This window comes from Aliirhizobium wenxiniae (assembly GCF_014201355.1).
GTDB lineage: Bacteria > Pseudomonadota > Alphaproteobacteria > Rhizobiales > Rhizobiaceae > Neorhizobium > Neorhizobium wenxiniae.
In genome coordinates this window covers 177090-202334 of record NZ_JACHEG010000006.1, presented here as the reverse complement: position 1 = coordinate 202334, position 25245 = coordinate 177090, and the positions used below count along the sequence as shown (strand labels likewise).

The following is a 25245-nucleotide window of genomic DNA, read 5'->3' as shown; positions in this document are numbered from 1 at the left end:
GACTCCTAATTTTGCGGCACGTCGAGTTCGATCATGACCGGGGCATGATCACTGGTATGAGGCCAACTTCTGGGCGTCCTGCGCATTGATGCCGACCTTAGCCAGGGCTCGACGGCCGGTGACAACAAAAAGTGGTCGATACGAAGCCCCGCATCGCGCTGGAAACTGTTTCGCCAATATTTCCAGAATGTGTAGATCCGCTCTTGGGGATGGAGATGGCGGACAGCATCGGTCCAGCCCTGCTTGACCAGATCGGCATAAGCCTCTCGAACCTCCGGTCGATAGAGAGCGTCATCGCTCCAACGTTCCGGCTTATACACGTCGAGGGCAGTCGGCATGACGTTGAAGTCCCCAACAAGAAGGGCAGGGACGTCCAGTTCCAAGACCTCAGCGGCATATCGATGAAGCCGTTTAAACCAGCGCAACTTGTAATCAAACTTCGGCCCAGGAGCCGGATTGCCGTTTGGAAGGTAAAGACATCCGACCAAGATGCCGTCGATTGCTGCTTCGATATAACGACACTGCTGGTCGTCTGGATCGCCAGGAAGGCCTCTGCGCGTTACGAGCGGCTCCGCTCCTCGGACGAGGATCGCAACACCATTCCACGATTTCTGACCGAGCCAAGCAGCTCCATAGCCCGCGAGGCCGATCTCCTTTTCTGGAAACGAGGTTGATTTCAATTCCTGAAGGCAAACGACGTCCGGCTTGTCCTCTTTCAACCAGCGGAGTAGAATTTCGAGGCGGCCGTTTATGCCGTTGACATTGTACGTCGCAATTTTCACAGCTGCGCCCGCGAGATCAATGTGTGATTTTCGGCAATGAAACTTCAGCTTCGAGATCACCGTTGCTCAGAGCATCATAGCGGTTCACCGGCGGCTTGCCGCCTCGGGTACCGAAGCCAGTCAGCTCGATCATCACGCGCTTCGCCTGTTCGACCACCTCGTCTTGGTTCGACAATTTGTGCTCGCGAACTTTCACTGAGACAGCCTCGCCGTCATCTCCGATAAAGTCCACAACCCAATTACCGGCGCCTTCATGCTGGACTCGCGTGTGTCTTAGATTCATTGCCTTGATCCCGGGTTTGCTCGTTGCTCGAAAAACCCACCTCCGTTCCAATCGTTCCGCCGCCCATGCAATTCGTCATATCGAACCGCTTATCAACCTGCCGAATTTCTCGTTCATTCGGATTTTATTAAATATGTTTGCAAATACTCATTAGTCGGGGCTGATCGAACTGGGCGTGGACGAGTTGGATGATCGACAACGATGGAGCCTGCCATGTCCTCGCGTACCGTGCTCGTAGCAGAAGATGATATCCTCATCCGGTTGATGTTGGTCGAGGCCCTAACTGACGACGGCTACCACGTTGTTCAAGCCGGGACGGTCCTAGAAGCTATCTCAGCCATCGGCCGGAACCCGACTTTCGACGCGATGATAACCGACGTCGATATGCCCGGCTCTCTAACGGGACTCGATCTGGCCGCCATGGTGTCGAGCGTGGCACCTCGAACTGAGATTATCGTTGCTTCCGGTCGTGACGTCAGTGATTGCGTCAGTCCGAGCTGGAGTTTCATGCCTAAACCATACAGTCTGGATCGGATACTTGCGCTCCTTGAAAGCCGCCTTGGGGCTCCGGCTCAGAACGGGATTGTCGCCCAGGCGATCTAGTGGTGCTACGTTGCATGGGACGAATATCTCATCGAGCGAAGCTTTATGAAAACAGTCCTTGGTATCGATGCGGCATGGACCTCCCAGGAGCCGAGCGGTGTGGCTCTGGTTTTAAACGATGCCAAGGCGTGGAGGCTTCTGAAGGTTGCTTCCTCATACGAGGCATTCCTGTCCGAAGCTTCCGCACCGACTGCCAGACATTGCGGCTCAATTCCTGACCCCCACGCGCTTCTGGCGAAATCTTTCGCGATAGCTCAGGCGCCGGTCACTATCGGTGCGATCGATATGCCGCTATCGACCGCACCGATCATCGGGCGCCGGGCATCCGATAATATGATCTCTTCTGTGTATGGCGCACGGCACTCTGGTACCCACACGCGGAGCGCCCTGCGTCCCGGCAAGGTAAGCGACGAACTGACAGCTGGCTTCAAGCAGGAGGGGTATCCGCTGCTTACATCAGAGGTAAGGTTGCCAGGCCTTATCGAGGTGTATCCACACCCAGCGTTAATCGAATTGTCGGCTGCCACGCGCAGGCTTCCTTACAAACACTCGAAATCTCGCAAATACTGGCCGGACGACGGTCCGCCGTCTGAAGCTCTTCGAAACTTGGGAGCGTATCGTCATGGTCCTGGAGACCAAAATAAAAGGCGTCGCCGCAGCCCTGCCTTTACCAGGCCGCAACTCCAGAGCCTATGAATTGAAGGCGTTTGAAGATGCTTTGGACGCTTTTGTGTGCGCCTGGGTAGGTGCCTGCGTTGTAGACGGGACGGCGACAGCACACGGCGATGACACGTCCGCAATATGGATACCAAGTGCCTGACTGCTGAAGACTACCAGGTATAGGGTCCGAAACTTTTCATCGGTCGTGCATTTGAAAATGGGCTTGTCGCGCTACGTCAGTTGAATCGGCAATCGGAGCCCCCATGAAGCAAGCTGACAGAATTGCGAAGAGAGAAGAAACGGACCGGGTAGCCTATGAGATCCTGGATAAAGAAGCCGAGGCGCGAGAACTGAAGACGGAACGTCTTCGGCTGCTAAGATTGTCCCGTGATTGCGAAAAGCGCCTGACAAAAGGTGAAGATAAGAAGCCTTGAATGGGAAAAGGCTCGGAAAATCCGAGCCTAGCTTCAATGATCAATGGCTATTCTTGTGGCTCTGCTTTCCAGCATTCACATGCTGTTCGTGAGACCCGCCTTGTTTGCCTGAGGACGATGACGATTTCTTATTCGAGGTTCCTGCATCGGCTTCCGCTGCAGCCTCGGAGGCAGGGGTTTCTTTGGCGGAACTAGAGCCCTTGCCGCTCTGCTGACCTGCCTTGACGTGCTGCTCGTGCGAGCCACCCTGATTAGCCATGATATTCACTCCCTATGGATTTCTATTCGGGGCACATGCCTCAAGAGATCGAACCGGCATTATTTGAAAGCGTTCCCGACTTTTCGCGCTTGGATTATGGAAACTCACCTTGGGGCTCGCGGCTCCCGTTCCAGGGATGCGAACACAATCCGGCGGAACAGCCAGCAAATCGCTGAGTTACTGCCTAACGGACGCGTCAGTGATTGCACAAAAGGAGCCTTTCATGCGCTACAAGGCAAAGCTTGGCGACGTCAGCTTGTTTGAGAACGAAAAAGCAGGACACGATAGCGCCCCTGATCATCGCGGCTATTTCATAGCGCACCGGGACATAAGAGCGGGAGAAAAGGTCGAACTCGCCCTGTGGGCCGGGAAGCCGAACAGTTCGCGCTCATTCGGCGGTCGATTGTCAGACGCTCAGAAAGATGCGGCTTCGACTAGACCTGATCCGCTTGACCTGTTCGGTAACCCCGTGCCTGCTCGCGATAGACGGTGACGGGTCCTTCGGGGTTCACACAACGGAATACCTTCAGGTCGGCCCTACAGCATCCTTTGCGAAAACCGGCAGCGAACTGATAAAGCGCCTATCTCGGCACCACTTGAGCGACGGACCGCGATCTACCCATAAGCGTTTCACCGACGAAATCTGATTGGGGAGGGGTAGGCCAATGAACGCAGTATCCGTTACGGACATTACTCGGCGGCCGCTGGGTTCTGTCTCTCGTGTCTCAATGGCGACCCTAATCACATCAACGTCCACGGCTCCCTCGGATTCTGCATCTTCCAGGATGGCGGTCGAAGTGGCATTACTGCCGGAATAGGCAACGATGGACGCATTCGTATTGAAAGCCAGTGCCACTGAAATGCATTCGTCGGGTGAGAGATTTGTAGCCTCACCCCTAATGCTGTCGTATCGATGCCCTATCCCAGAGCTTTCGCCATTCCTTATCAGTCCATAGAAGTGATACCAGCCGTGAAGGCTGAGATATTCAAGCTTCCAGACCACTTGGTCATACGTGCCGGGCTGTGCCAAGATCCCAGAAAGATCTTGAACGATGTCCTGATAGTTCTCTCTATCAACGTCTACCATTCACCAGCCTCGTACCCGGATACCTATTGTTGGTCAGGAAGAGCGCTCTGCCCCTCCTGACCGAGGTCGTTAAACTTTTGCCTTATCGCCAGCCTCGCGAAGGCTGAGAAAGCGGCTCGTGACGGCCGGAAGGTTTTGATCGAGCCAGTCCGCCATAGCTTTTTCCTCTGCGAGATTCAGTTTGAGGCTGTTTGCTCCAGAATTGTAGCCGCCTGTTTCGGCGATTGTGATCAACGACTTGTATGCGGCGATCTCGAAGTTTTCGAACGCGAAGTTCGCAAATGAATTTTTTAGTATCTCGTCACCCGCGACCGTATGGCCCATCGCAGCCATCGTGCCGGTGAAAGAAAGCGCCATATCCTTGAGCTTGGAGTGATCTTCATCGAGGCTTGATAGTATTTCCTCGATTCGTGTGAGCTGGCCTTCGGTTTCAGCGATATGCTGCTCAAACCGCGCCGCGACGTCCGGATAATTCTCGATCCGCTTGACCTGTGGCTTCATGATGCTCAGTGCTTGTGTTTCCATGGCGTGAGCATTCTTGAGGCCGGTAATGAAAATATCCCGGGTAGCATTGTCTGACATTAGGACCTCCTTCTTCGGAGGACCGATAACCAATTAGTTTGCGCATGGTTCCTGGCTCGGTAGCAGGTGACCGGCAAATGCAAGGGTTCGAAATTTTGGTTCCTTTGCTATCCCGGCTTTCGCCATTGTACGGTAGGAGAGGGTAGATCGTGTTCACGGTTCGTGCGAATGTGCCCCCTGCTTTTCCAGATAGGAAATTTGCCTAAGCCATGACGGCCGAGATCGAAAGAAGTCAGTATTCTACCCCGCTCTCCAGCCTCACTGATGCTGTGGCCCGGATTAGCCGTGCTCGTAGCCTAGACGATGTGATCTCAACAGTAAGATCAACTGCTCGCTCTTTGATCGGATGTGAGGGTATCGCCATCATCCGTTTGGAAGGAGAGCTTTGTCATTACGTCGAAGAGGACGCGATCGGTCCTCTGTGGAAGGGGCACACGTTTCCAGCGTCGGCATGTATAAGCGGTTGGGCGATGTTGAACCGCCAAACGGTTGTCGTGGCGGATGTGTCTAAAGACGAACGCATCCCGTACGAGCTTTATGCATCGACTTTCGTTAAAGCTGTGGCGATGGCCCCGATCAAGGTGGATGATCCGGTCGGAGCCATCGGTGCGTACTGGTCCCAAACCTACGAGCCCAGTAAATGGGAGATCGAGGTGTTGGAAGCACTAGCTAGCGCAGCGGCAACGGCTGCTGATACAATGCAACTGATTGCGGAACTGAAGCGCACGTCCGACTTCGCTCTGAATGCCAGGCCGACGGAAGTGTCCGGTATATACGAGGCAGACATAGCTCGTGTCACCGATATCGCTGCCGTGCCCCGCATCCTTGATGTAGCGCTACGGATGACTGGTATGGGTTTCGCTGCCGTCGCTCGGGTTACTGAAGATCGCTGGATTGCCTGCCAAGTTCTCGATCATGCTGGCTTCGGACTGAAGCCTGGCGGTGAGTTGCCACTTAAGAGCACACTCTGCGACGAGATCCGAAATCATCGCCAGCCGGTCGTTTTCAATGATGCGTCTAGTGATCCGAAATATTGCGATCACCATACGCCTCGGATTTATGGTCTCAGAGGTTACATCTCCGTACCCATCATCCTCGCTGATGGCCAATTCTTTGGGACATTGTGCGCGATCGATCCGAACCCGGCGAAAGTAAATAACCCTGAGGTACTCGGCGCCTTCACGTTGTTTGCGGAACTCATAGGGCATCATCTTCACGCGGGCGACAGCCTAGATCGGACGCGAGCGGCACTCGATGTTGAACGCAATCTCTCGGAGCTGCGTGAGCAGTTCATTGCAGTTCTCGGCCACGATCTTCGTAATCCGATCGCCGCTATCGATGCTGGGACCAACAAACTTCTGAAAGATGGCTGGACCGACCGAAGCCCACACATTCTCGGCCTGATGAAGGCGAGCCTGGGAAGGATGTCCGGTCTGGTCGATAACATTCTTGATCTCGCCAGGGCGAGATTAGGTGGAGGAATAACCGTCACCAAATCCACAGGTGACGTGGCCGCCATCCTAAACCAAGTTGTCGAAGAGATTAATATTGCTAATCCCGACCGGGAGATGGTGACCAGTCTAAATATACTGCACGAATTAAGTTTTGATCCGGACCGGTTTGCGCAGATGGTCTCCAACCTGGTCTCAAACGCGATCACCCATGGTGCCGAGGACGAACCTATTTTCATCGACAGCCGGATACACGCGGGGCAACTCGAAGTCAGAGTCAGCAATGGTGGCAGACCGATCCCTTCCTCCGATATCGACAAACTCTTTATGCCGTTTCGGCGCGGCGGTGCGACAACTGGTATGGAAGGGCTTGGCCTCGGACTTTTCATCGCTTCCGAGATCGCTAAGGGACACGGCGGCATTATCTCCGTGAGTTCGGATGACACTGAAACCGCGTTCACGTTTAGAATGCCGATTTGAAGGTTGTATTCGCTGCCTGCGCGAGGTGGCCGGGCATTCTTCGTGGGCCACCACCGAACAACATTAACGAGAACCTCTAAAGCTCCCCTCATTCGATTCCGACGGGTCGTAATTTACATCCCAGTCTTTTCCAGCTTTTTTACCAGGTGGATCGCGGTGGACCGTGGCATCCTCTGATCCAGTAATAACGGTCGGCTTCGCGCTGTGCACGCCTGAAGCTTTTCTATCAGCCTGAGAGGGCGCGTACTGTCCCTTGGCGTCATCTTCCGGGTTGGCCATATCAGTCATCCTTCGTTTTGAAAGCATCGGACAGATTTGTCTTTTTCGGGTTAGCGTTCGTTTCGCCGACCGCGTCTTCTGTCTGGTCAGGATCATCCTCTGCTTTTAAATAGCCACGCGGAGTGTTTTCCTGCGGTCCTTCCCAACGCGGGGTCTGAGCCGTGGTGCCAGCTGCACCGTCTTTAGGCGTTGTTCCCATCACTTTTTCCTCCGTGATAGCGGTAAAACAATCGCTAGGGAGGATCGTTCCGGCATTTGCCCAACATGCGCTCGTGGCGCCCCCTGACGGTGGGCATCCTCGGGAAGGAACAAGCCTGAGTATTGGCAGTTACTCGCACTATGATTGAGATCGGTGCGAGGAAGTCATGGACCGGAAAAGAGTCGTAGAGGTTGCAGTCGAGTCGGATAGTGGTCTTGTCCCAATTGGGATCATGAACCTCGATCAGGCATTAGCGCTTCCAGACGAGATCGATGCAAAGATTTCGCATCCCGAGCAGGCAGCTGGCGCCGCCGACTTATTTGTCGACCGACGCGAGCTAATTTCCAAGTCTCGCCACAGCAGATGACATGTCTAGTCGACAGTGCCGCCGGGTTCACTTGCCATCAGCCTGATCTCGCTTCCCGTGCACGACCACCGACAAGAAAATTGGCCGCAACGGGTGCGGCCAAGTCTTTTTTACAGAGCTTGAAGGTCTTCCGCTGCGGTCTTACCCGAGCGACGATCCTGGGTAGGCTCAAAGCTCACTTTCTGACCGTCGCTGAGACCCTGGAGCCCAGCACGCTGAACGGCCGAGATGTGGACGAAGACATCCGGCGAGCCGTTATCGGGCTGGATGAAGCCATACCCCTTTTCCGTGTTGAACCATTTTACTGTGCCTGTAGCCATTGGAAGTCCCTGAAGGTTTCAAAAACGAGCGAAATCTAGTCATCCGGCGTTCGGAGACAAGGGCAAATTTCGCGGCGGTCCCAATCCTGTAGGAACAATCGCGGCTTTTCATGCATTCCGAGTCTCGATCGAGATCGAGAACCGTTATGGCTGACAACCTCAAAAAATATCGAGCGAAACGCGATTTCAAGAAGACGTCTGAGCCGAGCGGCGAGCTTGTGGTGAAGCAGTCAAATCGCCGCCGTTTTGTCATTCAGAAACATGACGCCAGTCGGCTTCACTATGATCTGCGCATAGAGATGGATGGCGTCTTCAAATCCTGGGCCGTAACGAAGGGACCGTCACTTGATCCAGGCGATAAGAGGCTAGCGGTCGAGGTCGAAGATCACCCGCTCGACTACGGCGACTTCGAAGGCACGATTCCCAAAGGTGAGTATGGCGGTGGAACAGTCATGCTCTGGGACCGAGGGTATTGGGAACCGGAAGGCAATAAGAGCCCGGAGCAGGCGCTGGCGAAAGGTGACTTCAAATTCACGCTGGAGGGTCAACGACTCCACGGCAGCTTCGTGCTGGTCCGAATGCGTGGACGCGAAGGAGAGAAACGGACGAACTGGCTGTTGATAAAGCATCGGGACGACTATTCCGTCGAAGAGGACGGTGCGGCAGTGCTCGAAGAAAATGACACCTCCGTCGCGTCCGGCAGGACCATGGAGGCTATTGCTGCAGGGAAGGGCCGCAAGCCCAAACCCTTCATGACAGAGGGGGCGACTGTCGAAGCCGACGCTGTCTGGGACAGCAGCGAAGGGTTGGCGGCCGAAGAGCGGAAGGCAGGTACCAAGTCAAAAGCCAAGCCAACGAAAAAGGCGAAGGCCCCACCGAGAACGACGTTGCCGGACTTTATAGCTCCACAGCTGTGCGAGACGCTGGCCCGTCCACCTGGTGCCAAGGGATGGATCCACGAGATCAAGTTCGACGGTTATCGTGTTCAGGCCAGGGTCGAGGACGGCAAATCGACGCTCAAGACCCGCAAGGGGCTAGACTGGACCTCAAAATTCTCGGCAATCGCTGAAGCCGCTTCCGCCTTGCCGAATTCGATCATCGATGGCGAGATTTGTGCTCTCGATGAAAACGGGGCGCCGGATTTCGCAGCGCTTCAGGCCGCGATTTCAGAAGGAAAGACCGATGATCTGGTCTATTTCGCCTTCGATTTCCTGTACGATGGCGACGAGGATCTTCGCGATCACCCTCTCGCTGATCGGAAAGAGCGGTTGGCGGCAATGCTGTCGGAGGGGGGTGACGATCCGCTCCTACGTTTCGTCGAGCACTTCGAGACGGGCGGGGACGCGGTTTTGAAGTCGGCATGCCGCCTGTCTCTCGAAGGGATCGTTTCCAAGAAAGCAGACGCTCCGTATCGATCAGGCCGCACAGACACTTGGGCGAAGTCGAAATGCCGAGCGGGCCACGAGGTGGTTATCGGGGCATATGCCACGACCAACGGCGCATTCCGCTCTCTGCTTGTCGGTGTCTATCGAGGCAACCATTTCGTCCATGTAGGCCGGGTCGGGACCGGGTTCGGCGCGAAAGTGGTCGATCAGATATTGCCGAAGCTTCAGAAGTTGGAAGCAGCGAAGTCGCCTTTCACTGGGATCGGTGCCCCGAAAAAGTCGCCGGACATCGTTTGGCTGAAGCCCGAGCTGGTCGCGGAAATCGAATTTGCTGGCTGGACAGCTGACGGGCAAGTGCGGCAGGCATCATTCAAAGGCCTGCGGGAAGATAAGCCTGCCAAAGAGGTCGAGGCTGAAAAACCAGCTGAACCAAATGAAGTTGAGACGCCAGAGCCGGAGGCGGCCTCCAAACCATCGCAGGCCAAGAAATCCCCGTCCCGTCTTCGGAAGGGCGCAAAGGTCGACGTTATGGGAGTCCTGATATCCAGTCCCGACAAAGAGCTGTGGCCGGATGCACTCGATGACGAACCCGTCACCAAGGTCGATCTCGCCGAGTATTACGAGGCAGTAGGGTCTTGGCTAATCAACCACATCAAAGGTCGACCTTGTTCAATTATTCGCACTCCCGACGGCCTCGGCGGCGAGCAGTTCTTCCAGCGGCATGCCATGCAAGGCACATCGAATCTTGTCGAACAGGTCAAGGTGAGGGGTGACAAGCAGCCTTACCTGCAGATTGACCGCGTCGAGGGATTGGCAGCCGTCGCTCAGATCGGTGGAGCGGAACTCCATCCATGGAATTGCGAGCCCGATCAGCCGGAAGTCCCCGGTCGTCTGGTGTTCGACTTGGACCCTGGTCCAGATGTCGATTTCGATACCGTGATCGAGGGAGCCCGCGAAATCCGTGACAGGCTTGAAGAACTGGGCCTGGTAAGTTTCTGCAAGACCACCGGGGGCAAAGGCCTCCATGTGGTGACCCCCCTTGCAGTCTCTAAAGGAAAGAAGCTCAGTTGGGACGAGGGCAAGGCTTTCGCTCACGACGTCTGCCTGCAGATGGCACGAGACAATCCCGATCTCTACCTGATCAAGATGTCGAAGGCGCAGCGCGAGGGCCGTATCTTCCTAGATTACTTGAGGAATGACCGCACCTCGACGGCGGTTGCTCCACTCTCGCCTCGTGCTCGACCGGGGGCGACGGTCTCGATGCCGCTGAACTGGAGTCAGGTGAAGAAGGGGCTCGACCCCAAACGCTTCACAGTCCGAACGGTGCCCGGCCTCTTGAAAGATAGCACCGCCTGGCAGGATTACTGTGACGGCCAGAGATCGTTGGAGCAGGCAATCAAGCGACTGGCCAAGGTGATGAAGCGGGCGGCTTGACCGTGCTGCAGCCTTCGAATCGTAGTAAGGATGGTTCTGGCGAACCAAACGTATGCATATGCGTTTTGCCATCGTGCATCTCACGGGAGGGCGGTCCATGGGAAAGAAGTTGAAATCTGTCTATGGCACGATGATCTCGGGTATTTCGGAAGGGCTGACGGGATCAGCGCTATATGAGTATGTGACGTACAACTGCCAGCACGCTTCAGAAAAACGCATTTGCCGCGCGTCCTTGCTGGCATTGGCCGACGCTCGGGTACAGGACAGAAGTGTCCTGGAGCATATCTACCAGCTTGCAGTCCACAATCGACTTGGTGCGCTATCCCGCCAAGCCTGATTTTACGCTGAAGTGGCGGTGTCGGAGGCGTTTAACATTCAAGGAGGCGGTTCATCCTTCGAAATCGCCTTATACCAACCCCGGTATGGCGTGTTCTTGACCATCTTTCTATTGAAGTCTGGTGATCCGTCAGTCCACCAGACTGGACCGCGTTCTCCAAGAAGCACTTTAGCGACATCGACGTCTGATCTCGCCTTTCGGAGGTATTCAGCGTCCCCCTTCGCGGACTTCACCGCGCGGCGAGCGGTCATCAAATCCTTCACCAGCCGTTCGCGCTCATCGTCGGAGAGATTTGGATTGGTTGCACGCCAAAGCCTGCCGCGGACGACGAAATAGCGACCGTCGGGAGTGACATGGGGTGAGATCGAGGGTTTGGGATCTGCCATCACCTAGCCTGGGAGCCGATCACTTGTCGACGGTATGACGGATGAACCGAGCTGAACGCGATTGGCGCGTTCTTCGATAAATTGATCAAGCGCTGCGATCATCTGGTCAGCGCTACGAGAGCCTGCGTTGAACGCTTGCAGGAGGTAGGTAGCCGCTTCTCCACCCAGTTCGCTCTTTGGATCGACGGAATTGGCCGCACACCAGTCAAGGTGCGCGTCTCTAAGCGAATTGAGCTGGGTGACGTCAAAAGCGCCCGATGTGGTCATGATAGTCTCCAAGAATAAGTGGTAGCGTCCGTGTACCGGGCAGCAGCTACGCAGGCATCGCCCAGGCCGCGTAGCCAAACATACTGATCTCCCGGTCTGCTGACGTCACAACGCGCTGACATCCCTCTTGTTGCGACGCCCCGACTGTATTCAATCGCTGAAAAAGGCCGTGACTTGAACGCTCGCCTACGAAGCCACATCTAGCTGACAACAAAATCCTATCGATCTGTGGATTTCGATTGGTGAGAGCTGTGGCCGTTGCGTTCTTTCGCCATCAGGTCACACTGTCATTGGATTAACGACTCCGGTCGCACATCTCTGAGTCGTTGCCCTGATCGCTAAGCAAACGAGGTTTTCGGTGGTTGATTTCTTCAGTACGACGCAAGGCTTCATGACATTGGGGGCGCTTATCGGTGCCGGTAGTTTTGCTCTTGGAGCTGCAGGTGGATCCATGTCCAAAATTCCAGGTCTCTTCCGCCCCAGAGATAAGAAGAGCAATGCTCGCAACCTCGCGATGCTGACTGTCCTGGCGCTAGATGATTATGTCGGAGCCTGCTATGCGGCCGTCCACGACAAGCCCGAATTCAACCCTGCGGACCAGGTTGAGTTCGCGTTTCATCTGCCAGAGCCTGTCCTTAACCTTCCCAAGGATGTGGAGTGGCGATCGCTCGGAGATGACCTCGGCGAGGAGATTTTGTGGTTCTCAAACCGGGTCAGAAATCATGAGAACGCCCTTGAAAGCCTAGATCTTGCTCGCAAGGACCATGATAGCTTCTTCGAGCGCCGCGTTGAAGGTTATGCGCGGCTTGCCGCGCGGGCGATGGATTTGATTGCGAGGGTCTGCAACGAATTCGATCTGACGCTGCCCGACAAGCCCGACTACTACCATCAGGCTGAAGGGTTGGCCAAGATTTTGCATGCCCTAGAGCGGACCAATGCTGGAACGGCGCCGCTGACCGCTACCGTAGGGACCGCCAATGTAACGCCGCTTTTCCCGAAGATCTTATGAGTGGCGCGGCAGGCGGGGTGGAGTAGCTAATTCGGCATCTCGAAAATCGCTGCATTATCCTGTGTTTCGCGCAAACCCTTAAAAGATGCGTGACGCAGATTGCCGTCGTCTGTCCAACCTCGGAAATGTATTTCTGCGATGAGGGTCGGCTGCGCGAACACCAGGTTCTTTCCCTTCATTGGGATAGCGGGCTTTTTGGTCTTGAGCTTGTCGAGTGTTGTCTTCAGGTACACCGCGTCTTTCTCTTTAAAGCCGGTGCCAACTGACCCGACCGACACCCAGCTGTCGCCCCGCCGTGCTGCCAATAACAAGCTACCGATCCCGCCTCGGGCAACGGCGGATTGCTCATAGCCGATGACAACGAAGCTCTCGCTCTCGACGCACTTGATCTTCAGCCAGTCACCGGTGCGTCCGGATCGATATTTGCTGTCACGGTTTTTGGCAATAATGCCTTCGAGACCCATCGAGCATGCGGCTTCCAGTAATTCGGCCCCTTCGCCGTCGAGTTCCTCAGAGAGCTGGATTGCACCGCTCGCGCCGTGGAGGAAATCGGCCAGGAGATGGCGACGAACGGATAGCTCTGTATTTGTGAGGAGGTGCCCATCAAAGTAGGGAAGATCAAAGGCATAAAAAACCGCCTCCTTTGAAACCCGCTTTCCTCCCCGCCCACCGAGTGAACGTTGCAAGGCGCCGAAATCGGATCGCCCCTCTTCGTCCAGAACAACCGCTTCGCCATCCAGAATTGCTGAACCGACACCCAGCTTTCCCGCAGCATCCGCAATTGCCGGGAAGCGTGCAGTCCAATCATGCCCACCACGGCTAAGAATGCGGATACCTTTAGGCTCGACATGGATAGCCAACCGATATCCGTCGAATTTTATCTCGAACGCCCAGTCGGGACCGTTTGGAGTCTTCGGTTTCAGCAGTGCTAGGGCGGGTTCAACTCGCTCTGGCATCTTGTCAAACGGTAGGTCAGGCTGGGCAGGGTCCCGTGGCTTTCTTGGCCGAGATTTGGCAACTTGATCGCCGTGCAGCAGAGGTTTGGATCGACTACGCATTACTGACCCCACGAGCAGGACCAATCACCGGTCCACATCTTACGCGACTCAATCGATGACCAGCCGATTCGTTCCGCGCGTATTCCTGGGGCGTGGTGCACCCGCTAAGATGGGGCTCGGTATTTGACGAACGCTTGGCCGATTACAAAAACGCGGTCGATAAAGCCGTTCCCTGCGGAGAATGAGCCTGCCAAGCAGATTGCATCGCCTAGTCCGTCCGCGTCTTCTTCGCTATCGTGGGCAGACGTGCATATGGCTCGCTCTGGCGTAGAACCGTCATCGATAATCAACCAGTCGATCTCAGCTTCCAATTTGAATGCGTTTCGACCGCTGATGGCTACGACTACAACGTCATCCACTAGCCACTGCTCAACAAGTGCTTGGAGGCGATCGCTGTTGGGGACAGGGTGACCTGAGCCCCTGAACTTCCTCCAGATTTTGGTAGAGTCCGTCGTATCAAGGAGACGGACGGAATGAAGCATTCACGGTTCACGGACGAGCAGATTATCGGGATATTGAAAGAGCAGGAGAGCGGCATGCGGACTGCCGATGTCTGCCGCAAGCATGGGATATCCGAGGCGACCTTCTACAAATACAAGGCGAAGTTCGGCGGCATGGAGGTATCCGATGCCCGCAAGCTGAAGGCTTTGGAAGACGAGAACGCCAAGCTGAAGAAGCTGCTGGCCGAGACCATGCTGGACAATGCCATTCTGAAAGATGTCGCTTCAAAAAAGTGGTGACGCCCGATGTGAAGCGGGACGCTGTGGCTCATGTCTGCAAACAACATGGGGTGAGCCAGCGTCGGGCGTGTGAGGTTTTGTCCGTAGATCGGTCGAGCGTGCGATATCGTAGCGTTCGACCGGATGACGCTGATATCCGTGAGGCAATGAAGCTGGTGGCGTCCGAGCGCCGCCGTTTCGGTTATCGCCGCATTCACGTCATGCTGGGTCGGCAGGGCATCATCATGAACCTGAAGAAACTGCGGCGTCTCTATCGCGAAGAGAAGCTGACGGTGCGCAAACGTGGCGGACGCAAACGGGCTTTGGGGACGAGACGCCCTCTGGCGCTGCCCTCGCGTGCCAACGAGCGATGGAGCTTGGATTTCGTCAGCGACGCTTTCACAGATGGCCGTCGCTTTCGGGTCCTGGCCGTCGTCGACGACTTCACCCGCGAATGCCTGGCGCTGGTCGCCGACACGTCGCTCTCAGGTCGACGGCTTGCGCGGGAACTCGATGCCATCATCGCCCAACGAGGGAAGCCGCGAACGATTGTCTCCGACAATGGCACGGAGATGACCAGCATGGCCGTTTTGGAATGGTGCCAAAGCACTCACGTCGAATGGCATTATATCGCACCGGGCAAGCCGATGCAGAATGGCTTCGTAGAAAGCTTCAACGGCAGCTTTCGTGACGAATGCCTCAACGAAACACTGTTCTCGTCGCTGACGCAGGCCAGGATCGAAATCGCAGCATGGAAGGAGGACTACAATCGAAACAGGCCGCACTCTTCGTTGGGCAACATCACACCCAGTGAATTCGCAATGAAAATAGCTATGGAAAAACAGGCCGCGTAAGGCCAGATTGAAAACCCAAGACTCTCCTGAAAACTGGAGGGACGATGGGTCTCAGGTCAAGGGCATTGAAGCACGACGGCGCGCGAAGATGTCATACGTTCAATCCAAAATTTTGATTACAACGGGCAAAAATTATCCGGCCTTGCGAGACTTCAGTTCCTTCGCCACCGATTTCTTCAGCGCATCCATGATATTGACTACGTTGCTCGGCTTGCCACTCTTGCCCTTGTCCGAATTTGAAGAAGCCTTTCCCGGCTTTTTAGCCTTTTTCTTGCTAGCGATCAGCTTCAGCAGCGCATCCTGGATGGGATCGGAGACCATCGCCGGGGACCAGTCCTTCATCCGCTTTTTTATAACGTTTTCAAGGGCAGCGACGCCTTTAGCGTCAGACTTATTGCCGATCCCCGTGAAATATTCGGACTCGGGCCGCACTTCGTCACCGAACCGCAGTGTCCAGACTACGATACCGTCGCCGCGCGGCTCCAAAATCACCGCTCGTTCGCGGCGACCCAAGACAACCCTCGACACGCCGACGACATCTTGAGCGTTCATTGCTTCGCGGATCACCGCAAAGGCTTCGTCCCCTATTTTCTCGTTAGCTGTGAGATAGAAGGGGGTATCGAGATAGATCCATTCGATCCGATCTCTGGGGACGAACTTCTCGATATCGATCGTGCGGACCGTTTCCAGCTCAACAGATGCAAGGTCCTCGTCCGTCAGGATGACGTAGTCGTTTTCACCGCGCTCGTAACCTTTCGCCTGCTGCTCATCCGGAACGGGCTTGCCTGTCGCACTGTCGATGTATTGAGACACCACCCGGTTTCCGGTTTTCTCGTTGAGCGTATGGAAGCGGACCTTCTCGGACCCAGACGTGGCGGGGGTCATTGCGACAGGGCAGGTGACGAGCGAGAGCTTCAGATAGCCTCTCCAGTACGGTCGACGAGGTGCCATTGTCAGCTCGCTTTCTTGTGTTCAGACTTCGAAGTGGTCTTGGTCTTCGCTCGTGTTGTCTTCTTTTTTTCGGAATTAGCGTTGGCTGCCTTCGGCTTTTTGGAGCTTCCGCTTCCTGCACCAGCACTTTCTCGGAGAGCCTTCAGCAGATCGTTCGGTTTCGATACCTTGATCGGCTTAGGCTTGGGGAGGGACTTGCCCTCGGCTTTGGCTTTCACCAGAGCGGCGAGCGCGGTCTCGTATCGATCATCCGTTTTCGCTGGGTCGAACTCGCCCTTTTTCGTGTCGATGATGTGCTTGGCGAGATCAAGCATCTCGCCTTCAACCTTCACCTTCTTCACGCCTTTGAACGCCTCTTTAGACGATTTAACCTCGTATTCGAAATTGAGTGTCGTCGCGATCAGGCCTTTGCCATGCGGGCGGATCAGAACTGTCCGTATCCGACGGAACAGTACCGTGCGAGCTACGGCGGTAGCATCTGTGTTGGCGAGCGCATCTCTGATTGCGGTGAAGGCCTCACTCGCATCATCATCGACTGGCACTAGATAATAGGGCTTGTCGAAATATACGTCGTCTATCTTGCCACAAGCAATGAAGGCTTCTGCCTCAAGCATCTTGTCGGAGTCAGGCACTACCGCCGCCACTTCCTCGGGATCGATCATGATGTAATCGCCGGTCCCGGTCTCGAAGCCCTTGACCTGCTGGTCGCGCTCTACGACCTCTTCGGTCTCGCCATCGATGAACTCTCGCTTCAGACGGTTGCCGGTCTTTTCGTTGATCATATGAAAGCTGATCCGCTCGGAGGTCGAGGCAGCCGTATACAAGCCAACGGCACACGTCAGCTCGCCTATTTTTAGATGGCCTTTCCATTGAGCCCTGTGCGCGGTCATAACTGCCTCCAAGTTGCTGAGATGTTGAACTTAAACGAAGGCAGCTTGGTTCCAGTACGAGCGGCTTATTGGTGCTGGCCTACCACTCTATTGGGCGGGCATCGTAGGCGAAAAAGCCGCCGGTATCTGAGGCCCTCAAACCGTCCACGGTTGTTAAGATCATGGAGGCCGCTTCGTGGGGCTCTGTAGACTTGTGGTTCAAAGCGAATGGTCGGGACAGTGTCGTATTTACGGTTCCCGGATGTATGGCGACGACAACAGCCTCCGGCCGCTTTCTTGCGATCTCGATCGCCGCCGTGCGGATGATCTGGTTCAGCGCCGCCTTTGAGGATCTGTACGACATCCAGCCACCTAACCGATTGTCGCCGATCGAGCCGACGCGGGCAGACAGAAGCGCGAAGACCGATCGCTTTGATGCAGACAGCAAGGGTGTGAAATGCTTGAGGATCAGGGCAGGGCCGATGGCGTTGATCGCGAACTGTGCGGCCATGGCGTCAATGGTTACTTGCTTGATAGACTTTTCCGGCCCGACGCCATTGATCGTCAAAGCGCCAGTGGCACAAACTATGAGGTTAAATTGCTGATCGGCAAGCTTTGCAGCATGTGCTGCGATACTGTCCTCATCCAGGAGGTCGAGACCATCAGTGCTTCGAGAAAGCCCGATGACCGAGCGACAGGCATCGTGACGCTGCAAGGTGGCCGCCAACGCTTGGCCAATGCCGCCGCTTGCCCCTATGACGAGGGCGCGGAAATTCTTGCCAAATGATTCCACCGGAGCTTCCATGTTGCTGGGCAGTTGTTCGGCTATCGCTCGACAGGGGCGCTCGGCCTATGACGAAAGACCCGCTTCCTTCAAAACGGCCTCCAGCGCCTGTTGCGATACGGGCTTTCCTAAAAAAGAGGCACCATCAGGCAGTTTTCCCTGACCGGGATGGTACCGACCTGAAATAATAATAATGCGGCATTGGGCGTCTTGGCTTGCGATCTGATGCGCAAGGGCTATGCCATTCATCGAGCCCGGCATGTCGATATCAGTCAGGATTCCGTCGAACTCAAGTGATCCACGAAATATGTTCAGCGCCTCGTCGGCGTTGGCAGCTTCCGCCACATCAAATCCCATGTCCGAGAGTGCGTCGGCAAGATCCATCCTGATCAAGCCGTCGTCTTCAACTAAAAGCAAAGATTTCGGCATCAGTGTTCTTTCTGGAAGGTTTCCAAGTCTGAGGTGATCAGACACCGAAGTCCCGTTGATGCAAAATCGAGTTCAACTTTGCTGTCCAAGGTTCCGTTCAGACCGGCCGCGATCAGCCTGGTGCCGGAGCCTCGCTCACGCGGTAGCGTCACGGCCGGGCCGTTACTCTCCTCCCATGTCATTTCAAAGCGGTCATTGTTCGGACCGCTTACCTTCCAGGCGACTTTGACGGCTCCCTCGGAAGTTGAAAGAGCACCGTATTTCAATGCGTTCGTAGCAAGCTCGTGCAAAATCAGAGATAGAGATAGTGATGGGCGGGATCCGACCTTCAGCTCGGGGCCGCAGATTGAGAACCTCGGGTTTTCAGGATCGTCATGAAGAGAGATCATCTGCTTGACCAATCGACGGACTTTCGATGACCCTCGACCGCTTTCCAAAATGGTGTCGTGAGCTGCGCTCAAAACTCCAATCCGATCTGAAAGGCTTTTTCGGGCCGCCGGTAAATCGTGGGCGTTCCGTAGCGTTTGAGACGCGATCGCCTGAAACATAGCAAGCTGGTTTTTCAAACGATGACCAAGCTCGTGCGAAAGAAGTTCCTGCCGTTCTTCCTCTGCTCGGAGGTCTGTAACATCGCGAGCTTGCACCAAAACGCCGTTTACGCAGCCTCCATTGTCTCGCATAGCCTGATACACTAGATCGATAATCCTGGTCTGCTTCTCCCCGTCAGCACCACGGTTCAGTTCGATGGACAGGTTCTTTGCTACAAAGGGTTCGCCCGTATTGTACACCGCGTCGAGACGGTCGATGAAGCCCTGACGGACGACCTCGGACACAGCCTCTCTAACAGTGCGCCCAATGATCTCCCGACCCACGCCGATGATCGAGTGGTACTCCTCATTCGCATATTCGAATACGTGGTTTTGCCCGACCAACATTGCGATGCCGCCTGGGCTAAGTTCGAAGACCTGAAGCATGCGGTCACGTTGGGTCTTCTCGGCCCTTCTCATTGCGACTTGTGTAGTGATTTCCGTGCAAGCACAGAACATTCCCAACACTGTGCCCCACGGATCGCGGACAGGCGTATAAGAGAAGGCAAAGTGCGTCTCCTCAGGGTACCCGTTTCGGTGCATCAGAAACTCGATATCGTCCATCGCAGTCCCTTGCCCGGCGAAGGCAGCCGAGATGATGGGTTCCACCTGATCCCAAATATCATGCCAAAGGCTCTTGAAACTGCCGCCGAAGGCGGATGGATGCCTTGAGCCACACATCTCTGCGTATCCGTCGTTATATAATGTTGTTTGCGAAGGCCCCCAGACGATAAGCATTGGCTGAAGAGAGCCCAGCATTACATTTACCAAGGTCCGCAGCTCGACCGCCCAGGTCTCGACAGGCCCCAGCTGGGACTTCTGCCAGTTGTGATCGCGGAAAAGCCGACCGCAATCGGGATTAGGTAACTGCATGCATTTCCCCCAGAAGCTGCGTGTGAAGACGAAAAGTAGAGTTTCCGTCTCAATTTGAAATACGACCCCAATAATAAATCCGGCTATCCCTCGATCGGCAGAGAGAAATCCTAATTGGTGTAGGTGTTCCGAGCGAAATAGCGGTTGAACCCTGTTGTGCCGGATGCCCCCCATACTAGCCCCCGCTCTCACGCCGCTCAGTTCGCAAAATCCACATGTCGATGGGGTCTCTTCGTGGCGTTGTCTGCCATCGCCAGTCACCATGCTCAAAAGAGAGCTGATGGCTGCCCGGCGGGACGTGCGAAGTCGAAGGGGGACGACGCTGCCTGGCGTGATCGATAGCTTATGGTCGCTGTCCGCTGATAATAACGTCAATTTTCTTTTGAATAACGGCGTCCGCGCGTTACCTAGATGCGAACCAGAAACGCGCGTCGGATTAGATACTTGCCTGATATCGAGATTGCCCCCCCTTTGATCAACTTCTTCGAGAATTCCTCCATTGCGCTCGCGCTTGCTGAAGTGAAGGAAGACCATCATCTCCTTATGGTGAACGACCGGTTCTCGGAGCTGACAGGTTACGGCGCGGAGGAGGTGGTCGGCAAAAACTGCCGCCTTCTCCAGGCTACTTCAGACGGTCGGCAGGCGAATAATCTTGAGGCGAAGACGAAGCTTCGCCAATTTCTCACAGGTCAGGGAACGACTGTGAGGACGCCAATCGTCAATTTTCGAAAAGATGGAAGACCGTTTGTGAACCTTCTGTTCATGTCCCGACTGACGACCTCAGGTGGGGCGACGCGATATATCTTTGCATCCCAGTTCGATATCAGCAGATCGAGCCCGCACCTGCTGGACCAGTACGACCAAGATCTTGGGGGTGCACTTTCTCGGATACGCCCATTACTCGAAGGTCACAACGTGATGCTTGAGGGGACCCTGTCTACGATCGCAAACTCAACAAATGCCATCGCACAGGCAAAGGTGACCCTTGCCGAGCTTGATCGCAATCCTAGTCATTGAAGGTCTTCTGTGCCGCCTGTTTATATGAATGACGAAACAAAAGCCGGTATGGGTGTCGTGCCGGTAGTGGGGATCGGGTCGTCTGCTGGCGGCCTTGAGGCTTTGCGAGACCTCTTCTCAGCGGCAGTGTTGCCAACCGGACTAGCATTTGTTGTGGTCCAGCATCTGGACCCTCACCATGAAAGCATGTTGGCGCAGCTTATCGCGCGGCACACGAGCCTCAATGTCCTTCAATGCGAGGGCGGCGAGCAGATCGAGGCCGAGTGTGTTTACATCATTCCTCCAGGCCATGGGCTCGCAATTCGAAAGGGTCGCCTCGAATTGGCGCCGTTCACTCAACCTCGTGGCCTTCGTCGCCCAATCGACGACTTTTTCATCTCTTTGGCGAACGATCAGCATGCGAATGCTGCATGCATAATCCTGTCTGGGACCGGGGCCGACGGAACAACCGGCCTGCGGGCAGTGAAAGAGAACGGGGGGCTTTGCGTTGTACAGGAGCCCGAGACAGCAAAGTACGATGGAATGCCAACGTCAGCCGTCAGCACCGGATTGGTTGATTATATCAAGGCGCCTTCCGAGATCCTGGACTGCCTTAACCAGTTCTTCTTTAGACGGCCGATCGGGGCGACCGGTGATAAGGCGTCGTTGGTCGCAGATCACATTGACGATTTATGCCGTGTCCTCCGGTCCGCCATCGGTCACGATTTCTCGAACTACAAGCGGTCCACGGTCGTGCGGCGCGTCGAGCGCCGAATGCATGTGTTGGGCATCGACAAGGCCGCCGCCTATCTTCAGCGGATTAAAGCGGACAATGATGAGTGCGAGGCGCTATTCCGCGACCTCCTGATCAATGTCACAAATTTCTTCCGAGACAAATCAGCCTTTGATGCTCTGGTGGACAAGGCGGTGGTTCCGCTTTTGCGCGAGGCAGAGAAGAATGATGAAGAGATTAGAGTCTGGGTTCCGGGGTGCTCAAGCGGCGAGGAGGCATACTCAATCGCGATGCTTTTTGCCGATGCGGCGAAGGCCCTCGATTTGAACTGCAACATTCAGATTTTCGCGACCGATATTGATGAGAGCATGCTGCAAATTGCACGAGAGGGGAGCTACCCCCTCGCTGCTCTCGCAGATATCCCTTTGAATTTCCAAGAGCAGTTCGTCATCCCGCTAAAGGAGCGGTTTACTTTCAACTCGGCAATTCGAGGTATGATCCGCTTCTCGGCTCATAGCTTGGTCAAGGATCCACCCTTCTCGAAGGTCGATCTTGTTTCCTGCCGCAATCTGTTGATTTATTTCGATGACAAGCTGCAGCAGACGGTGATGCCGCTCCTTCATTACGCGCTGAGACCGGGCGGCTTCCTATTCTTGGGAACTTCTGAGAGCGTTGGCCGGTTCGAAAAGCTCTTCAGCGCGATCGATCAGAAAACGCGCCTCTTTGAGCGGATGCCAGGTTCACCTGCGTATCCAATTCCGCTTCCAGCAAGCAACCGGCGGGATTCCACCAGACGAGAGACGCCATCGGTCGCTCCCCCCAGAACTCGTGCTGACGACAGCCTCGCGGTCAATAAAATCGTCGATCGATACGTCCCGGCTTGCTTGGTGCTCGATACCGATGGACAGATCGTGGCGGCGTACGGCCCCCTGAGCCGGTTTCTCGAATTTCCTGTGTCCCGTTCAAACGAGAGCAGTGCAACCGCGCTCGCCAGGCCTGGGATAAAAGAGAATATCGGACCACTTCTCAGGCAAGCCGGGAAAGCTGGCAGACGGGTAGTCGCTCGTGATGTCGATGCGGTCACAGATTTTGGAACTCTCACGGTCGACATCATATGCGATCCGCTGCCGGACGGCACCCTTCTCTTCGTATTCCAGGAAAAGGGGAAGATCGCGGTTCCCGTAGAAAATGATTTGATCGACCTTGAGCCTGGTGATGGGCATGTAGAGGCACTCGAAAGCGAACTTCGCTTTACGAAGCATAGGCTCAGGACGGCGATCGAGGAACTCGAAACAGCGAACGAGGAGCTGAAGAGTTCAAACGAAGAAATGATGTCGATGAACGAGGAGCTTCAATCGACAAATGAGGAACTCACGACTGTCAATGACGAGCTAAAAGGCAAAATAGACCAGATCACAACGGCCAACGCGGATCTTCGAAACTTTTTCGAATCAACGAGCCTAGCTGTCGTTGTTTTAGACAAAGACCTGCGCGTCAGGTCGTTCACCCAGGCGGCGACAACTCTGTTTCCGTTGCAGCAGAGCGATAAGGGGCGTCCTTTCACTGATGTTGCCAGCCATGTTCTCGATTATGATTATGTAACAAACGTTCGAAAAGTCATGACGGAGGGCTGGGACGCTTTCGACACCGTTCCAGACAGGAGCCACTCGCGGACTTTTACGTTACGTATCCTTCCGTACCGGACATCAGACGGAACGATTGACGGCGCCACCATCGTACTGAACGACATAACTCAAGCTTTAGACGTCCAGAACGAACTTGCTTCAGAGCAGGAGCGCTTGGACTTGGCAGTGCATTCCGCTGGGATCGGCGTTTGGGAGTTCCTCCCCGAGGACGACAGCATCGCGCTAAACAGCACAATGCGCGATTTTTTCGGCTTTAGAGCCGAGAACGTGAAGTTCCAGGAATTCCTCAACGCTATTCCAGAGTCGAAACGGGACGACGTGGCAAAAGCCATCCGAATGGCCTCTAACACACACCAAGGTTTTGATCTCACACTTAAATTGGAGCCCACCGCATCGATCACCCGGTGGCTGAAAGTCTTTGCCCGACCGGTTACTCATCGAAGGCGCGGCCGTGTAATGGGGGTTTGCATCGATGTGACCGCTGAGAACGATCGAGCCGAGGCGCGAGATCTGATGCTTGGCGAAATGAACCATCGCGTCAAAAATCTGTTTGCGATGATCGCTGGCATCATGCGCATTGCATCACGCAACCACAGCGAAGTTCCGACATTCGTTGCCGACATTGAGGGACGAATCCTGGCTCTAGGCCAAGCGCATTCGCTTGCGACGAGGCAGGATCGCGAGAGTGGAATTTCGCTTGCGGAGTTGCTGGATGTGATCCTTGCGCCATATTCGATGCAGTCTGCAATTGCGATCGAAGGTCATAAATTTACAGTAAGACAAGAATTTATCACGCCGCTGACCCTCATTTTCCATGAGTGGGCAACAAACGCAGTCAAGCATGGGGTGTTGGGTGCAGTCGAAGGGTCACTTTCAGTCAGATGGGACGCAAATGAAGGTTCCCTGGTGATAGTGTGGTCAGAGCACAGAACAACGGAAATCGGTCACTTTGATAGCAAGGGCTTCGGAACGGTCTTGCTTTCGACAGCCGCTCGCCAACTGAAGGCGACCCTAGACACTGAAGCGGATGGCCACACCCTTACTCAAAAACTGAAAATGCCAATCTCGGTAGGTAAATATGAATAAGACGGTTTTGCTGGTTGAGGACGAGATGTTTGTCGCGCTCGATCTGCAGATGATTTTTGAAGACGGTGGCTGGCAGGTTGCGGGGCCATTCCCGTCAACGCAAGAGGCTCTTAAGTATCTTGCGGTCAACAAGCCGGATTGTGCAGTTCTAGATGTCCGGCTCGCCGATGGCGATGTTTATCCTGTCGCGGACGCCCTAGCAGCCATTGATGTGCCGTTCGTTTTCCACTCTGGACATGCCGATAATGCGCAGCTGAACGTCAGGTATCCTCAGTCAAAGCTTTGTTCGAAGCCGTGCAAGCCGTCCGATCTCCTCGAAGAAGCCCATCGTATGGCCGCGTAGCCCTTGTGAGTTTGAAGCCGAAGCGGGACCCTACGGGTGCGTCGACCCTTTGCTTCCTCGTCTTCGTGTCCAAAATGACCGCGTCCGCGAGCTTCCGCCACTCGTCCGCTGTCTTAGAGGATTTCCTCGGAGGCTGGTCGATATCGCTCCTCTTCATGCGAGAATAGCAGCCTACCGCCAATAGTCGTTTAGGCCACCCGCTAATCCGCAGATGGGATCGGTACTCGGTACCGGAAGCGATGATATAGTTTTCAACATGGCGTCGGAAGCAGCCTGGGTCTGGATGTCCGCATTCTGCCCCTCAGGATAAGCGCCGACGATTTGAAAGTCCGGCGAGGACCCAAGGTTTTTATGTCCGGTCCCAGCAGGGAGGATCAATGCGTCACCTGCGATGAGATCGAAGGTCTTGCCGTCTGGACCGCCGATGAGCAGCTTCGCCGAGCCGCTTCCGACGCCGAGCACCTCATGCGCCCCGGAATGGTAGTGCTGGTAGTCGAATACGCCATTCTGCCAGATGCCAGTCCAACCATTCTCCGAAAATGCCGCCTCAAAATCGGATGAGGTCGCATCAAAGATCGCCCGCCGGTATATCAACATTGGCAAGGTCGGATTGTTTGGGACCCAGTCGCTTGGATGAAAAACAATTTGCTCTATGCTCATGAGCCCGGCGACCTTTACGATTTTTCTGAGAGGTGATTTGGTGTCAGAACGGC

At 55.1% G+C, this 25245-nt stretch carries 28 protein-coding genes; 11 read left to right on the top strand and 17 right to left on the bottom strand.

Going from position 1 to position 25245, the window contains the following annotated elements; translation table 11 throughout:
* Positions 1 to 5: 5 nt before the first annotated feature.
* A complete protein-coding gene (xth, locus tag HNQ72_RS22335; RefSeq protein WP_183995680.1) occupies positions 6 to 782 on the bottom strand; it encodes an exodeoxyribonuclease III in 777 nt (258 codons plus the stop codon).
* Positions 783 to 798: 16 nt separating this feature from the next.
* Entirely contained in the window at positions 799 to 1065 is a 267-nt protein-coding gene (locus HNQ72_RS22330) for a hypothetical protein (protein ID WP_183995425.1), read from the bottom strand.
* A 213-nt stretch (positions 1066 to 1278) separates the two neighbouring features.
* Here HNQ72_RS22330 and HNQ72_RS22325 point away from each other — a divergent pair, with 213 nt between their 5' ends.
* Together HNQ72_RS22325 and HNQ72_RS22315 are read left to right on the top strand one after the other, a co-directional pair.
* The gene (locus HNQ72_RS22325) at positions 1279 to 1668 is read left to right on the top strand and encodes a response regulator (protein WP_183995423.1); all 390 of its coding nucleotides are present in this window, start codon (positions 1279 to 1281) and stop codon (positions 1666 to 1668) included.
* A 923-nt stretch (positions 1669 to 2591) separates the two neighbouring features.
* Entirely contained in the window at positions 2592 to 2762 is a 171-nt protein-coding gene (locus tag HNQ72_RS22315) for a hypothetical protein (RefSeq protein ID WP_183995421.1), read from the top strand.
* Positions 2763 to 2802: 40 nt separating this feature from the next.
* Here HNQ72_RS22315 and HNQ72_RS30415 read toward each other — a convergent pair whose 3' ends face one another.
* A complete protein-coding gene (locus tag HNQ72_RS30415; protein ID WP_210319683.1) occupies positions 2803 to 3021 on the bottom strand; it encodes a hypothetical protein in 219 nt (72 codons plus the stop codon).
* Between the two features lie 223 nt (positions 3022 to 3244).
* Between HNQ72_RS30415 and HNQ72_RS22310 the strand changes: the two genes are divergently transcribed.
* Positions 3245 to 3514: a hypothetical protein gene (locus tag HNQ72_RS22310; RefSeq protein WP_183995419.1), complete on the top strand. Its 270-nt coding sequence runs from the start codon at positions 3245 to 3247 to the stop codon at positions 3512 to 3514.
* A gap of 33 nt (positions 3515 to 3547) precedes the next feature.
* On the opposite strand, the gene HNQ72_RS22305 is transcribed toward HNQ72_RS22310, so the two are convergent.
* Together HNQ72_RS22305 and HNQ72_RS22300 are read right to left on the bottom strand one after the other, a co-directional pair.
* Positions 3548 to 4108 (bottom strand): hypothetical protein, encoded by a 561-nt coding sequence (locus HNQ72_RS22305; RefSeq protein WP_183995417.1) that lies wholly within the window; start codon positions 4106 to 4108, stop codon positions 3548 to 3550.
* A 69-nt stretch (positions 4109 to 4177) separates the two neighbouring features.
* Positions 4178 to 4690 (bottom strand): ferritin-like domain-containing protein, encoded by a 513-nt coding sequence (locus HNQ72_RS22300; protein WP_183995415.1) that lies wholly within the window; start codon positions 4688 to 4690, stop codon positions 4178 to 4180.
* 209 nt (positions 4691 to 4899) lie between these two features.
* Between HNQ72_RS22300 and HNQ72_RS22295 the strand changes: the two genes are divergently transcribed.
* Entirely contained in the window at positions 4900 to 6621 is a 1722-nt protein-coding gene (locus tag HNQ72_RS22295) for a GAF domain-containing sensor histidine kinase (RefSeq protein WP_183995413.1), read from the top strand.
* 63 nt (positions 6622 to 6684) lie between these two features.
* On the opposite strand, the gene HNQ72_RS22290 is transcribed toward HNQ72_RS22295, so the two are convergent.
* The 3 genes from HNQ72_RS22290 to HNQ72_RS22280 all read right to left on the bottom strand — a co-directional run bounded on the left by HNQ72_RS22290 (position 6685) and on the right by HNQ72_RS22280 (position 7786).
* A complete protein-coding gene (locus HNQ72_RS22290; protein ID WP_183995411.1) occupies positions 6685 to 6900 on the bottom strand; it encodes a hypothetical protein in 216 nt (71 codons plus the stop codon).
* A gap of 1 nt (position 6901) precedes the next feature.
* A complete protein-coding gene (locus tag HNQ72_RS22285; protein ID WP_183995409.1) occupies positions 6902 to 7099 on the bottom strand; it encodes a hypothetical protein in 198 nt (65 codons plus the stop codon).
* 477 nt (positions 7100 to 7576) lie between these two features.
* Positions 7577 to 7786, bottom strand: a complete 210-nt coding sequence (locus tag HNQ72_RS22280) for a cold-shock protein (RefSeq protein WP_183995408.1) — start codon at positions 7784 to 7786, stop codon at positions 7577 to 7579.
* A 146-nt stretch (positions 7787 to 7932) separates the two neighbouring features.
* Between HNQ72_RS22280 and ligD (HNQ72_RS22275) the strand changes: the two genes are divergently transcribed.
* The gene (gene ligD, locus HNQ72_RS22275; RefSeq protein ID WP_183995406.1) at positions 7933 to 10605 is read left to right on the top strand and encodes a DNA ligase D; all 2673 of its coding nucleotides are present in this window, start codon (positions 7933 to 7935) and stop codon (positions 10603 to 10605) included.
* Between the two features lie 97 nt (positions 10606 to 10702).
* Positions 10703 to 10942 (top strand): hypothetical protein, encoded by a 240-nt coding sequence (locus HNQ72_RS22270; protein WP_183995404.1) that lies wholly within the window; start codon positions 10703 to 10705, stop codon positions 10940 to 10942.
* A 38-nt stretch (positions 10943 to 10980) separates the two neighbouring features.
* Here HNQ72_RS22270 and HNQ72_RS22265 read toward each other — a convergent pair whose 3' ends face one another.
* Both HNQ72_RS22265 and HNQ72_RS22260 read right to left on the bottom strand, forming a co-directional pair.
* Positions 10981 to 11328, bottom strand: coding sequence for a hypothetical protein (locus HNQ72_RS22265; RefSeq protein ID WP_183995402.1), 348 nt, complete (start codon positions 11326 to 11328; stop codon positions 10981 to 10983).
* A 3-nt stretch (positions 11329 to 11331) separates the two neighbouring features.
* Positions 11332 to 11595, bottom strand: coding sequence for a hypothetical protein (locus HNQ72_RS22260; RefSeq protein WP_183995400.1), 264 nt, complete (start codon positions 11593 to 11595; stop codon positions 11332 to 11334).
* Between the two features lie 358 nt (positions 11596 to 11953).
* Here HNQ72_RS22260 and HNQ72_RS22255 point away from each other — a divergent pair, with 358 nt between their 5' ends.
* Positions 11954 to 12604: a hypothetical protein gene (locus HNQ72_RS22255; protein WP_183995398.1), complete on the top strand. Its 651-nt coding sequence runs from the start codon at positions 11954 to 11956 to the stop codon at positions 12602 to 12604.
* A gap of 26 nt (positions 12605 to 12630) precedes the next feature.
* On the opposite strand, the gene ligD (HNQ72_RS22250) is transcribed toward HNQ72_RS22255, so the two are convergent.
* Positions 12631 to 13662 carry a non-homologous end-joining DNA ligase gene (ligD, locus tag HNQ72_RS22250; protein WP_183995396.1) on the bottom strand — a complete coding sequence of 344 codons (1032 nt, stop codon included), beginning with the start codon at positions 13660 to 13662 and terminating at the stop codon, positions 12631 to 12633.
* A 473-nt stretch (positions 13663 to 14135) separates the two neighbouring features.
* Between ligD (HNQ72_RS22250) and HNQ72_RS22245 the strand changes: the two genes are divergently transcribed.
* Positions 14136 to 15235 (top strand): IS3 family transposase gene (locus HNQ72_RS22245; protein WP_183995394.1). Its coding sequence is split into 2 segments (ribosomal slippage): positions 14136 to 14388 and positions 14388 to 15235, totalling 1101 coding nucleotides; the frame shifts between segments, so codons are not numbered across the junction.
* A 132-nt stretch (positions 15236 to 15367) separates the two neighbouring features.
* On the opposite strand, the gene ku (HNQ72_RS22240) is transcribed toward HNQ72_RS22245, so the two are convergent.
* The 5 genes from ku (HNQ72_RS22240) to HNQ72_RS22220 all read right to left on the bottom strand — a co-directional run bounded on the left by ku (HNQ72_RS22240) (position 15368) and on the right by HNQ72_RS22220 (position 19728).
* Positions 15368 to 16186, bottom strand: a complete 819-nt coding sequence (ku, locus tag HNQ72_RS22240) for a non-homologous end joining protein Ku (RefSeq protein WP_183995392.1) — start codon at positions 16184 to 16186, stop codon at positions 15368 to 15370.
* 2 nt (positions 16187 to 16188) lie between these two features.
* On the bottom strand, positions 16189 to 17076 hold the full coding sequence (gene ku / locus HNQ72_RS22235) for a non-homologous end joining protein Ku (protein ID WP_183995391.1): 888 nt from the start codon (positions 17074 to 17076) through the stop codon (positions 16189 to 16191).
* Positions 17077 to 17155: 79 nt separating this feature from the next.
* Positions 17156 to 17848, bottom strand: coding sequence for an SDR family oxidoreductase (locus HNQ72_RS22230; RefSeq protein WP_244654471.1), 693 nt, complete (start codon positions 17846 to 17848; stop codon positions 17156 to 17158).
* 57 nt (positions 17849 to 17905) lie between these two features.
* On the bottom strand, positions 17906 to 18268 hold the full coding sequence (locus HNQ72_RS22225) for a response regulator (protein WP_183995387.1): 363 nt from the start codon (positions 18266 to 18268) through the stop codon (positions 17906 to 17908).
* Positions 18268 to 19728 carry a PAS domain-containing sensor histidine kinase gene (locus HNQ72_RS22220; RefSeq protein ID WP_183995385.1) on the bottom strand — a complete coding sequence of 487 codons (1461 nt, stop codon included), beginning with the start codon at positions 19726 to 19728 and terminating at the stop codon, positions 18268 to 18270. Before HNQ72_RS22220 ends, HNQ72_RS22225 begins: the two co-directional genes overlap by 1 nt.
* 444 nt (positions 19729 to 20172) lie before the next feature.
* Here HNQ72_RS22220 and HNQ72_RS22215 point away from each other — a divergent pair, with 444 nt between their 5' ends.
* From HNQ72_RS22215 to HNQ72_RS22205, 3 genes are read left to right on the top strand one after another with little or no spacing between them, the layout of a single operon-like run.
* Positions 20173 to 20745: a PAS domain-containing protein gene (locus HNQ72_RS22215; protein ID WP_244654472.1), complete on the top strand. Its 573-nt coding sequence runs from the start codon at positions 20173 to 20175 to the stop codon at positions 20743 to 20745.
* Positions 20746 to 20769: 24 nt separating this feature from the next.
* The gene (locus HNQ72_RS22210) at positions 20770 to 24189 is read left to right on the top strand and encodes a CheR family methyltransferase (protein WP_183995381.1); all 3420 of its coding nucleotides are present in this window, start codon (positions 20770 to 20772) and stop codon (positions 24187 to 24189) included.
* On the top strand, positions 24182 to 24532 hold the full coding sequence (locus HNQ72_RS22205; protein WP_183995379.1) for a response regulator: 351 nt from the start codon (positions 24182 to 24184) through the stop codon (positions 24530 to 24532). Before HNQ72_RS22210 ends, HNQ72_RS22205 begins: the two co-directional genes overlap by 8 nt.
* 171 nt (positions 24533 to 24703) lie before the next feature.
* Here the strand turns inward: HNQ72_RS22205 and HNQ72_RS22200 are convergent, their stop codons facing one another.
* On the bottom strand, positions 24704 to 25192 hold the full coding sequence (locus HNQ72_RS22200; RefSeq protein ID WP_183995377.1) for a cupin: 489 nt from the start codon (positions 25190 to 25192) through the stop codon (positions 24704 to 24706).
* Positions 25193 to 25245: the final 53 nt, after the last annotated feature.

Excerpts from the sequence above, each read along its gene's own strand:
- HNQ72_RS22200 (WP_183995377.1), bottom strand. The coding sequence starts at position 25,192 with ATGAGCATAGAGCAAATTGTTTTTCATCCAAGCGACTGGGTCCCAAAC.
- ligD (WP_183995396.1), bottom strand. The coding sequence starts at position 13,662 with ATGCGTAGTCGATCCAAACCTCTGCTGCACGGCGATCAAGTTGCCAAA.
- HNQ72_RS22260 (WP_183995400.1), bottom strand. The coding sequence starts at position 11,595 with ATGACCACATCGGGCGCTTTTGACGTCACCCAGCTCAATTCGCTTAGA.
- HNQ72_RS22310 (WP_183995419.1), top strand. The coding sequence starts at position 3,245 with ATGCGCTACAAGGCAAAGCTTGGCGACGTCAGCTTGTTTGAGAACGAA.
- HNQ72_RS22325 (WP_183995423.1), top strand. The coding sequence starts at position 1,279 with ATGTCCTCGCGTACCGTGCTCGTAGCAGAAGATGATATCCTCATCCGG.
- HNQ72_RS22305 (WP_183995417.1), bottom strand. The coding sequence starts at position 4,108 with ATGGTAGACGTTGATAGAGAGAACTATCAGGACATCGTTCAAGATCTT.
- HNQ72_RS22300 (WP_183995415.1), bottom strand. The coding sequence starts at position 4,690 with ATGTCAGACAATGCTACCCGGGATATTTTCATTACCGGCCTCAAGAAT.
- HNQ72_RS22225 (WP_183995387.1), bottom strand. The coding sequence starts at position 18,268 with ATGCCGAAATCTTTGCTTTTAGTTGAAGACGACGGCTTGATCAGGATG.
- HNQ72_RS30415 (WP_210319683.1), bottom strand. The coding sequence starts at position 3,021 with ATGGCTAATCAGGGTGGCTCGCACGAGCAGCACGTCAAGGCAGGTCAG.
- HNQ72_RS22315 (WP_183995421.1), top strand. The coding sequence starts at position 2,592 with ATGAAGCAAGCTGACAGAATTGCGAAGAGAGAAGAAACGGACCGGGTA.
- HNQ72_RS22220 (WP_183995385.1), bottom strand. The coding sequence starts at position 19,728 with ATGCAGTTACCTAATCCCGATTGCGGTCGGCTTTTCCGCGATCACAAC.
- HNQ72_RS22280 (WP_183995408.1), bottom strand. The coding sequence starts at position 7,786 with ATGGCTACAGGCACAGTAAAATGGTTCAACACGGAAAAGGGGTATGGC.
- HNQ72_RS22205 (WP_183995379.1), top strand. The coding sequence starts at position 24,182 with ATGAATAAGACGGTTTTGCTGGTTGAGGACGAGATGTTTGTCGCGCTC.
- HNQ72_RS22285 (WP_183995409.1), bottom strand. The coding sequence starts at position 7,099 with ATGGGAACAACGCCTAAAGACGGTGCAGCTGGCACCACGGCTCAGACC.
- ku (WP_183995392.1), bottom strand. The coding sequence starts at position 16,186 with ATGGCACCTCGTCGACCGTACTGGAGAGGCTATCTGAAGCTCTCGCTC.
- ku (WP_183995391.1), bottom strand. The coding sequence starts at position 17,076 with ATGACCGCGCACAGGGCTCAATGGAAAGGCCATCTAAAAATAGGCGAG.
- HNQ72_RS22330 (WP_183995425.1), bottom strand. The coding sequence starts at position 1,065 with ATGAATCTAAGACACACGCGAGTCCAGCATGAAGGCGCCGGTAATTGG.
- HNQ72_RS22270 (WP_183995404.1), top strand. The coding sequence starts at position 10,703 with ATGGGAAAGAAGTTGAAATCTGTCTATGGCACGATGATCTCGGGTATT.
- HNQ72_RS22295 (WP_183995413.1), top strand. The coding sequence starts at position 4,900 with ATGACGGCCGAGATCGAAAGAAGTCAGTATTCTACCCCGCTCTCCAGC.
- HNQ72_RS22290 (WP_183995411.1), bottom strand. The coding sequence starts at position 6,900 with ATGGCCAACCCGGAAGATGACGCCAAGGGACAGTACGCGCCCTCTCAG.
- ligD (WP_183995406.1), top strand. The coding sequence starts at position 7,933 with ATGGCTGACAACCTCAAAAAATATCGAGCGAAACGCGATTTCAAGAAG.
- HNQ72_RS22210 (WP_183995381.1), top strand. The coding sequence starts at position 20,770 with ATGAATGACGAAACAAAAGCCGGTATGGGTGTCGTGCCGGTAGTGGGG.
- HNQ72_RS22265 (WP_183995402.1), bottom strand. The coding sequence starts at position 11,328 with ATGGCAGATCCCAAACCCTCGATCTCACCCCATGTCACTCCCGACGGT.